We start from the raw sequence: 10,563 nt of genomic DNA, 5'->3' as shown, positions 1-10,563 counted from the left end.
GTCGAAACGGCCCAGATAGTTGAATCCGATCTGCGGCTTCGCCAGACCCGCCAGCACCGCCGCCGCCTGCGGATCCACACCCGAATACCGCAGCAATCCGAACCCGATGCCATGATCCGGCAACGCGTGCAACTGCTCCTTGACCGCCTTCAACGCCCGGCCCAGGTCACCACCACTGCCCGCGTCGAGACGGACCGGGAACATGCTCGTGAACCAGCCCACCGTCCGCGACAGATCCACACCCTCGACCACCGCCTCACGGCCATGACCCTCCACATCCACCAGGACCTCACCACCGGCATCGCCACGCCAGGCGGCCACCGCCAGGGCGAACCCCGTCAGCAGCACGTCATTGACCGTCGCCCGGTACCTCGCCGCGACCTCCGTCAGCAACGGACCCGTCACCTCGGCCGGAAGCGACAACGACAAGTGACGGACGGTCTCCGCGGTATCCACTTCGGGATCCAGCCGGCGGGCACCCAGCGGGATGTCCGCACCACTCAGCTGCTCCAGCCAGAGCGGAAGCTCCGCGCTGCGGTCGAGACCCGCCAGCTCCCCCGCCCAACGGCGCAGCGAGGTCCCCACCGGATCCAGCCCACCACCCTCGTACGCCTGCGCCAGATCCGGCAGCAGCACACGCCACGACACACCGTCGACCACCAGGTGATGCACCATCAACAACAGCCGGCCCGACTCCTCGAACCACACCGCCTGCACCATCACACCCGCATCCGGAGCCAGCCGCGACCGCGCCGCCACCGCCTCCGCACCCACATCACCAACCGAGCACCGCAACACCTCCGAGGCCCGCACCGCACCCCGCTCCGGCACCACCAGATTCCACGACGCACCACCACGCACCAGACGCGCACGCAGCACATCATGGTGATCCAGCAGGCGTTGCAGAGCAGCCTCCAGCCGCTCCCACGTCGCACCCGCCGGCGTCCGCACCAGCATCGCCTGGTTGAACCCGTCCACCGGACCGCCCAGCTCCCGAAGCCACCCCACGATCGGCGTCTCCGCGACCAGACCCACACCCGCACCCTCAGCCTCGGCCACACCCGCCGACACCGACCGCGCCACCAACGCCAACGCCTCCGGCGTCCGGCACTGGAACACCTCACGCGCCGAGAACACCAGCCCGGCCTTCCGCGCCCGGCTCACCAACTGGATCGACACGATGCTGTCGCCACCCAGCTCGAAGAAACTGTCCTCCACCGACACCGACCCCAAACCCAACAACTCGGCGTACAGCCGGCACAGCAGTGCCTCGCGTTCGCTGCGGGGGGCGCGGCCCGAGGTGGTGCCCTGGTTGTCCGGCGCCGGCAGCTGCTTGCGGTCGAGCTTTCCGTTGACCGTGAGCGGGAGGGCGTCCAGGGCGACGAACGCGGCCGGGACCATGTACTCGGGCAGTGCGGCGGCCAGGTGGGCCCGGACCACGGCGGTGTCGAGGGTGTCCGCGCGCGGGACGACGTAGGCGACGAGGCGCTTGATGCCGGGCGTGTCCTCGCGGACGATCACGGCGGACTGCGCGGCGCCCTCGTAGCGGGCCAGCACCGTCTCGATCTCACCGAGCTCGATCCGGAACCCGCGGACCTTGACCTGGTCGTCGGACCGGCCCAGGTAGTCGAGCTGACCGTCGCGGGTCCAGCGGACCACGTCTCCGGTCCGGTACATCCGCGTACCGGACGGACCGTACGGGTCGGCGACGAAGCGTTCGGCGGTCAGGTCGGCGCGGCCGAGGTAGCCGCGGGCCAGGCCGGCTCCCGCGATGTACAGCTCGCCCGGGATGCCCGGGGCGACCGGCCTGAGCCGCTCGTCCAGGACGTACGTACGGGCGTTGGCGACGGGCCGGCCGACCAGCGGGCGGGAGACGTCCGTGGTGCGGGCGGTGAGGGTGTCGACGGTGGCCTCGGTGGGGCCGTACAGGTTGTAGCCCGTGATGCCCGGCGTGGTCGCCAGTTCCTGCCACAGGGCGGGGCTGACGGCCTCGCCGCCGAGCGCGAGGATGCGCGGGCGGGCCCGTTCGTCGCGGACCAGACCGCCCTCGACGAGCTGCTCGGCGTAGGACGGGGTGAGTTCCATGAAGTCGATGCCGTGGTCCCGGACGTATGCGACGAGCGCGGGCGCGTCGCGGCGGGTGTCGTCGTCGACGAGGTGGAGCTCGTGCCCGGCGACCAGCCACAGCAGCGGGTCGAGGGAGGCGTCGAAGGAGACGGCGGCGGTGAGCGCGGCCCGCAGGGGGCGGCCGGCGCCCTCGGTCTCGGCCGCGTACAGCTCGCCGAAGTGGTGGTGGAAGAGGTTCACCAGGCCCGAGTGCGGGACGACGACCCCCTTGGGCCGGCCGGTGGAGCCCGAGGTGTGGATGACGTACGCCGGGTGACGCACGTCCAGGGGGCGTACGCGGTCGGTGTCGGTGAGGGCGGTGTCCGGCAGGGCCCGCAGGGCCTGTGTGACGGCGGGGGACTCCAGGTCGACGCGGACTCCGCCGCGGTCCAGGGGAAGGGTGTCGCGGGCACCGGCCGTGGTGATCACCGCGGCGGTGCCGGCGTCCTGCAGTACCCGGGCGATGCGGTCGGCGGGGTGCGAGGGCTCGACGGGTACGTACGCCGCGCCGGCCTTGGTGACCGCGAGGACGGCGACGACGAGGTCCGCGGTGCGGGGCAGGGCGACGGCGACGTGGTCCTCCGCGCCGATGCCGTGGCCGGCGAGCAGGCGGGCCAGCCGGTTGGCGCGGGCGTCGAGTTCGGCGAAGGTCAGCCGGTCGGCGCCGGCCACCAGGGCGGTCGCCTCCGGGGTGCGGGTCGCCTGCCGCTCGAAGAGGTCGGGCAGGGTGTCGGCCGGCACCGGGCGGGCGGTGTCGTTCCACTCGGCCAGCACCTGCCGGCGTTCGGTGTCGGTGAGGACTTCGAGCCGGGACAGCGGCCGGTCGGGATCGGTGACGAGGGCGCTGACGGCGCGGGTGAAGCGGTCCGCCAGGTCCGTGACGCTCTCCGCGTCGAAGAGGTCCGTGGCGTACTCGATGCGGCCGCCGATGCCGGCGGGGTCACCGTCGGCCGTGAACTCCTCCACGAGCTGGAAGGACAGGTCGAACTTGGCGCCGTCGACGGTGACCGGGTGCGGCGCGACGGACAGGCCGTCGAGGTCCAGGGCGGCGGCGGCGTTGTTCTGCAGGGAGAGCATGACCTGGAAGAGGGGGTGCCGGGCCAGGGAGCGCTCCGGGTTGAGCACTTCCACGAGCCGTTCGAAGGGCACGTCCTGGTGGGCGTACGCGGCGAGGTCGGACTCCCTCACCCGGTCGAGCAGTTCGCGGAAGGTGGGGTCGCCGGACACGTCGGTGCGCAGCACCAGGGTGTTGACGAAGAAGCCCACCAGGTCGTCGAGGGCCTCGTCGGTGCGGCCCGCGATCGGGGAGCCGATGGGGATGTCGGTGCCGGCGCCGAGGCGGCCGAGGAGCGCGGCCAGCGCCGCCTGGACGACCATGAAGACGCTGGCGCGGGAGGTCCGGGCGAGTTCCGCGAGGGGGGCGTGGGCTTCGGCGGGCAGGTGCAGGGGCACCGTGTCCCCGCGGAAGCTGGTCTCCGCGGGGCGCGGGCGGTCGGTGGGCAGGGGCAGCTCTTCGGGCAGCCGGTCCAGGGTCTGCTGCCAGTAGGCGATCTGGCGGGCGAGTTCGCTGCCCGGGTCGTCCTCGTCGCCGAGGACCTCGCGCTGCCACAGCGTGTAGTCCGCGTACTGGACGGGCAGCGGCGCGAAGGCCGGGGCCGTGCCGCCGCGGTGGGCGCGGTAGGCGTCGGCGAGGTCGCGGGCCAGGGGGGCCATGGACCAGCCGTCGGCGGCGATGTGGTGGACGACGAGGAGCAGGACGTGTGTCCGGGCGTCGACCGTGAACAGGTGGGCGCGCAGCGGGACCTCGGTGGCGAGGTCGAAGTCGCGGGCGGCGGCTTCGGCGAGCGCCTGCTCCGTGTACGGGGCGCCGTGCAGGGCCGGCCGGACGGTGTCGGCGGCGAGGACCTGCTGGCGGGGCCGGCCGTCGGTGTCGGGGAAGACGGTGCGCAGGGCCTCGTGCCGGGCGACGACGTCGCCCAGCGCCGCGGTCAGGGCCGCGGTGTCGAGGCCGTCACCGGTGAGGGTGACGGCGAGCGGCAGGTTGTAGGTGCCGTTGCGCTCCTCGAAGCGGTTGAGGAACCACAGCCGGCGCTGGGCGGGCGAGAGCGGTACGGCCTCCGGCCGGACCCTGGCCGTCAGGGCCGGGCGGGCCGCGCCGCCCGCGCCGCCGAGGCGTTCGCACAGCGCGGCGACGGTCGGGGTCTCGAACAGGGCGCGTACGGCGAGTTCGGCTCCGAACAGGGTGCGGATGCGGCTGACGACGCGGGTGGCGAGCAGGGAGTGGCCGCCGAGGTCGAAGAAGCTGTCGTCGATGGAGACCGTGCCGACCCCGAGCACCTCGGCGAAGAGCTCGGTCAGTTGCTCCTCCTGCGGGGTGCGAGGGGCCCGCCCGGCGCCGGCCGCGGCCCCGAAGTCGGGGGCGGGCAGGGCGCGCCGGTCGAGCTTGCCGTTGGGGTTGAGCGGCAGCGCGGCGAGCGCGACGAAGGCGGACGGGACCATGTACTCGGGGAGTGCGGCGGCCACGTGGGCGCGCAGCGCGGCCGCGTCGGCGGTGGCGGCGGTGTCCGTTCCGGTGGCGGGGACGGTGTAGGCGACGATGCGCGGGTCGCCGGGGGCGTCCTCGCGCACCACGACGGCCACCTGGCCGACGCCTTCGTGCCGGGCCAGTACGGCCTCGATCTCGCCCAGTTCGATGCGGAAGCCGCGCACCTTGACCTGGAAGTCGGTCCGGCCCAGGTAGTCGATCTGACCGTCCGTGGTCCAGCGGACCAGGTCGCCGGTGCGGTACATGCGCGAGCCGGCCGGGCCGTAGGGGTCGGCGACGAATCGTTCGGCGGTCAGGCCGGGCCGGCCCAGGTAGCCGCGGGCCAGGCCGGAGCCGGCGAGGTAGAGCTCGCCCGCGACGCCGGGCGGGACGGGGCGCAGGCGTTCGTCGAGCACGAGGGCGCGGGTGTTCTGCCGGGGCCTGCCGATGGGCGGGGTCCGGTCTTCGGGGGCGGTGCGCCCGCCGTACCAGGCGGTGGCGTAGACGGTGGCCTCGGTGGGGCCGTAGATGTTGGCCAGGGAGGCGCCGGGCACGGCCGTGCGGATGGCGTTCGCGGTGTGGGCGGACAGGCCCTCGCCGGCCAGGACGACGAGGTCGGCGCCGAAGCGCGGGGCGTCGGACTGGGCGAGGGTGTGGGCGAGCGCGGAGGGCACGGCGCTGACGAGGCTGTAGTGGCGGCCCGGTTCGGTGTCGAGCAGGGTGAGGACGTCGCGGACGATCTCGATGCGGCCGCCGGTCAGCAGCGGGCCGAACATCTCGAAGAGGGAGACGTCGAAGTTGAGCGAGGTCGCGGCGAGCACGTCCGAGAGCCGCTCGGGGCCGATGTCGGCCGCGGCCCAGGCCGCGAAGTCGGCCAGGTTGCGGTGGGCGACGACGACGCCCTTGGGCCGGCCGGTGGAACCGGAGGTGTAGATGACGTAGGCGGGGTGGCGGACGTCGAGGGGGCGGATCCGCTCGGTGTCGCTCACGTTCCCGTCCGGCTGGGCGGCGAGGCGTGCGCGCACGGCCGTGTCGTCGAGGAGCAGGGTGTGTACTCCGTCGGGCAGGACGGCCGCGGCCTCGGCGGTGGTGAGGACGAGCGCGGGCCGGGCGTCGGCCAGCATGTAGGCGATGCGGTCGGCCGGGTAGCCGGGGTCCACGGGGAGGTAGGCGGCGCCGGACTTCAGTACGGCGAGCAGGGCGACGATCATGTCGGCGGTGCGCGGCAGGGTCAGGGCGACGAACCGCTCGGGGCCGGCGCCCTCGGCGATCAGCAGCCGGGCGAGCCGGTTGGCGCGTGCGTTGAGCTCGTCGTAGGTGAGCTCCCGGCCGGCGTGCAGGACGGCCGGGGCGTGGGGGGTGCGGCCGGCCTGCTGCTGGAACAGCTCGGGCACGGTGGCGTCGGCGACCTCGCGGGCCGTGTCGTTCCAGTCGCCCAGGACGTGGGTGCGCTCGGTGTCGGTGAGGACGTCGACGGCGGCCACGGGCAGGTTCGGGTCGGCGGTGACGGCGTCCAGCAGCCGGGCCAGGCGGGCGCCGATCGCCTCGGCGGTGGAGCGGTCGAAGAGGTCGGTGGAGTACTCCACGACTCCGCGCAGCCCGGCGGGGCCGCCGTCGGCGGTGAAGGTCTCCTCCAGTGAGAACAGCAGGTCGAACTTGGCGGCTTCCAGGCGTACCGGCAGTGCGGTGGCGTGCAGCCCGTCGAGGTCGAGGGTGGCCTCGGCGTTGTTCTGGAAGGCGAGCATCACCTGGAACAGCGGGTGGCGGGCCAGCGAGCGTGCCGGGTTGAGGACCTCGACGAGCCGTTCGAAGGGCACGTCCTGGTGGGCGTACGCGGCGAGGTCGGACTCCCGTACCCGGCCGAGGAGTTCGGCGAACGTGGGGTCGCCGGACAGGTCGGTGCGCAGGACGAGGGTGTTGACGAAGAAGCCCACCAGGTCGTCGAGGGCTTCGTCGGTGCGGCCCGCGATGACGCTGCCGATGGGAACGTCCTCGCCGCCGCCGAGCCGGCCGAGCAGGGCGGCCAGTGCCGCCTGGACGACCATGAAGACGCTGGCGTTGTGCGTGCGGGCGAGCAGGGTGATCCGCTCGTGGACGTCGGCGGGGAGTGCCAGCGGGGCGGACGCCCCGTGGTGGCTGGCCTCGGCGGGGCGGGGCCGGTCGACGGGGAGGGCCAGTTCCTCGGGCAAGCCGGCCAGGGCGGTGCGCCAGTGGCCGATCTGGCGGGCGAGCGCGCTGTCGGGGTCGTTCTCGTCGCCGAGGACCTCGCGCTGCCACAGCGTGTAGTCGGCGTACTGGACCGGCAGCGGTTCCCAGGCGGGGGCGTGGCCGGCGCGCCGGGCGTCGTGGGCGGTGCCCAGGTCGCGGGCGAAGGGGGCCAGCGACCAGCCGTCGCCGGCGATGTGGTGCAGGACCACGAGCAGGACGTGCTCGGTGGCGGAGATCCGGAACAGGCGGGCCCGCAGCGGGGCCTGGGTGGTCAGGTCGAAGCCCTCGGCGATCGTCGCGGCGAGCGCCGCGTCCAGTTCGCCGGCGGTCAGCTCGGTGACGGGCAGCGCCGGCGCGGACACGCCGGCGGGCAGCACCCACTGGCGTGGTCGGCCGTCCAGCTCGGGGAAGACCGTGCGCAGGCTCTCGTGCCGGTCGGTGACGTCGCCGAGGGCGGCGCCGAGGACGGCCGGGTCGAGTTCGCCGTCGAGGCGGAGGGCGAGCGGCAGGTTGTAGGAGGCGCTCGGGCCCTCGAACCGGTTGAGGAACCACAGGCGGCGCTGGGCCGGCGAGAGCGGGACCTCCTCGGGCCGCGGGCGTGCGGTGAGCGCGGTGCGGGCCCGGCCGGCGCCCGCGATCCGGGTCGCGAGGGCGGCGACGGTGGGGGCTTCGAAGAGGGTACGGACGGAGAGTTCGACGCCGAAGACGGGGCGGATCCGGCTGACGAGGCGGGTCGCGAGCAGCGAGTGGCCGCCGAGGTCGAAGAAGCTGTCGTCGGCGGAGACCGCGGGCAGGCCGAGGATCTCGGCGAACAGCCCGGCGAGGATCTCCTCCTGCGGGGTCCGCGGCGCCCGGCCGCCGGTGCCCGCGGCGAGGTCGGGGGCGGGCAGTGCCCGCCGGTCGACCTTGCCGTTGGCGGTCAGCGGCAGCGTGTCCAGGGACACGTACGCGGAGGGCAGCATGAAGGCGGGCAGTCCGGCGGCCGCGTGTTCGCGGAGCTCGGCCGGGGTGGTGCGGGCGCCGGGCGCGGTGACGGTGTAGGCGACGATGCGCTGGTCGCCGGGAACGTCCTCGCGGATGACCACGGCCACCTGGGCGATGTGTTCGTGCCGGGCGAGGACGGCCTCGATCTCGCCGAGTTCGATGCGGAACCCGCGGACCTTGACCTGGTCGTCGGTGCGGCCGAGGTAGTCGATGGTGCCGTCCGCGTTCCAGCGGGCCAGGTCGCCGGTTCGGTACATGCGGGCGCCCGCGGGGCCGTACGGGTCGGCGGTGAACCGTTCCGCGGTCAGGCCGGGGCGGCCCAGGTAGCCGCGGGCCAGGCCCGCGCCGGCGATGTACAGCTCACCGGCGACGTCCTGGGGGACGGGGCGCAGCGCCGTGTCGAGGACGTAGACGCGCATGCCGTCCAGGGGCCGGCCGATGGGTACGCGGTCGGTGAGTTCGGCGGCGGTGAGGATGCGGTGGGTGGTGGCGAACGTGGTGGTCTCGGTGGGGCCGTAGCCGTCGACGACGGTCAGGCCGGGGCAGGCCTCCAGGACGCGGCGGACCGCGCCGGCGGGGACGACGTCGCCGCCGGTCCACACCTGGCTGACCCGGGCGAGGCTGCCGGGGCCGTCCTCGGCGATCAGCCGGAACAGTCCGGCCGTCAGCCACAGGGCGGTGACGCCGTGCCGGGACACGAGCTCGCGCAGCCGGACCGCGTCGAGGTCGCCGGCGGGGGCGACGACGACCTGGCCGCCGCCGAGCAGCGGCACCCACAGCTCGTAGGTGGAGGCGTCGAAGGCGGTCGGCGAGTGCAGCAGGACCCGCTCGTGCCCGGACAGGAAGCGACGGTCCTCGGCGAGGGCGACGATGTCGCGGTGGGTGACGCCGACTCCCTTGGGCAGGCCGGTCGAGCCGGAGGTGAACATGACGTACGCCAGCTGGTCCGGGCGGGTGACGACGGCCGGGTCGTGGGCAGGGCCGTCGGCGAGTGCCGGGCCGGCCTCGATCACGGTGAGGGCGGTGCCGTCGGTGTCTTCGCCGCTGCCGGTGAAGGCCTCGGCCGCGGCCGTCGAGTCGGCGAGCAGGACGGTCGCGCCGGTTTCGGCGAGGACGTGCCGGATCCTGGCCGCGGGGAAGCGCGGGTCCAGGGGTACGTACGCGCCGCCGGCCTTGAGGACGCCGAGCAGGGCCGCGACCAGGTCCGGGGAGCGCTCCATGAGCAGCGCGACCCGGTCCTCGGGGCGTACGCCCGCCTTGATGAGGCGGTGGGCGAGGCGGTTGGCGCGGGCGTCGAGTTCCCCGTACGAGAGGGTGCCCGTGTCGGAGACGACGGCCTCGGTGGCCGGCGCCCAGGCGACCAGCTCCGCGAAGAGCCGGGTGACGACCTGTTCGGCATCGGCGGAGACGTCGTCGTGCGCGGTGTCGTTGTAGGCGACGACCAGTTGTTCGCGCTCGGTGTCGGAGAGCAGCGGGATCCGGCCGACGGGGGTGGTCAGGAGGGACGGGGCGTTCTCCAGGACGCCGGTGAGCCGGTCCACGAGGGCGCGGGCGGACGGCGTCTCGAAGAGGTCGGTACGGAAGTCCAGGCGCAGCTGGAGGCGCTCGCCCGGGACGGCGGTGAGGATCAGCGGGTAGTGGGTGGCGTCGTGGCCCTCGATGCCGGTGACGCGCAGGCCGCCGCCGATGTCCAGGACGTCGGCGTCGAGGGGGTAGTTCTCGAAGACGACGAGGGTGTCGAACAGTTCGCCGAGGCCCGCGGTCTGCTGGAGGTCGGTCAGGCCCAGGTACTGGTGGTCCATCAGGGCGGCCTGCTGGGTCTGGAGGCGGTCCAGCAGGGCGCCGAGGGTTTCGGCCGGGTCCAGGGCGACCCGGACGGGCAGGGTGTTGATGAACAGGCCGATCATCGATTCCACGCCCGCGACCTGCGGCGGACGGCCCGAGACGGTACCGCCGAAGACGACGTCGGTACGGCCGGTGAGCTGCCCGAGGACCAGGGCCCAGGCGGCCTGGAGGAGGGTGTTGAGGGTGAAGCCGCCGGTCCGGCTGACGTCGGTGAGCCGTGCCGTGAGCTCGGCCGGCAGGTCGACGGTGACCCGGTCGGGCGCGGCGGGGCTGCCGTCGCGGCCGGCGGGGGCGACCAGGGTGGGTTCCTCCAGTCCGTGGAGGACCTCGCTCCAGGCGGCTTCGGCGGCGGCGCGGTCCTGTCCGGCGAGCCAGGTGAGGTAGTCGCGGTGCGGGGTGACGCGGGGCAGCGCGGTTCCGTCGCCGGAGTGGCCGTAGAGGGTCAGCAGTTCCTTGACGAGGACGGGCATGGACCAGCCGTCGAGCAGGATGTGGTGGTTGGTCATGACGAGGCGGTGGCGCTCGGCGCCGGTGCGGAGCAGGGCGAAGCGCATCAGGGGGGCGTGGGCCGGGTCGAAGCGGACGGCCCGGTCCTCGGCCATCCAGGCGTCGGTGGCCGCGGCGCGTCCCGCCTCGGACAGGACGGTGAGGTCGATCTCCGTCCAGGGCAGGTCGACGTGTGCGGGGATCACCTGGACGGGGGCGGTGAGGCCGCCGTCGTTGCGGAAGGCGGCGCGCAGCGCCGGGTGCCGGGCGACCAGGGTCTCGGCGGCGGCGCGCAGGGATCGGGGACGCAGCGGTCCTTCGATGTCGAGGGCGAGCTGGACGGTGTAGACGTCCTCGCCCTGGCTGTCGTAGACGGCGTGGAAGAACAGACCCTGCTGGAGCGGCGACAG

General features: G+C 74.0%; 1 protein-coding gene. It reads right to left on the bottom strand.

What is annotated here, in order from left to right:
• The coding region (locus tag ABZZ17_RS39375; RefSeq protein ID WP_356884095.1) for an amino acid adenylation domain-containing protein at positions 1 to 10,563 on the bottom strand (10,563 nt) is incomplete at both ends.

The organism is Streptomyces sp. NPDC006512, assembly GCF_040611935.1.
Lineage (GTDB): Bacteria > Actinomycetota > Actinomycetes > Streptomycetales > Streptomycetaceae > Streptomyces.
This window is presented reverse-complemented; position numbering and strand designations above follow the sequence as displayed.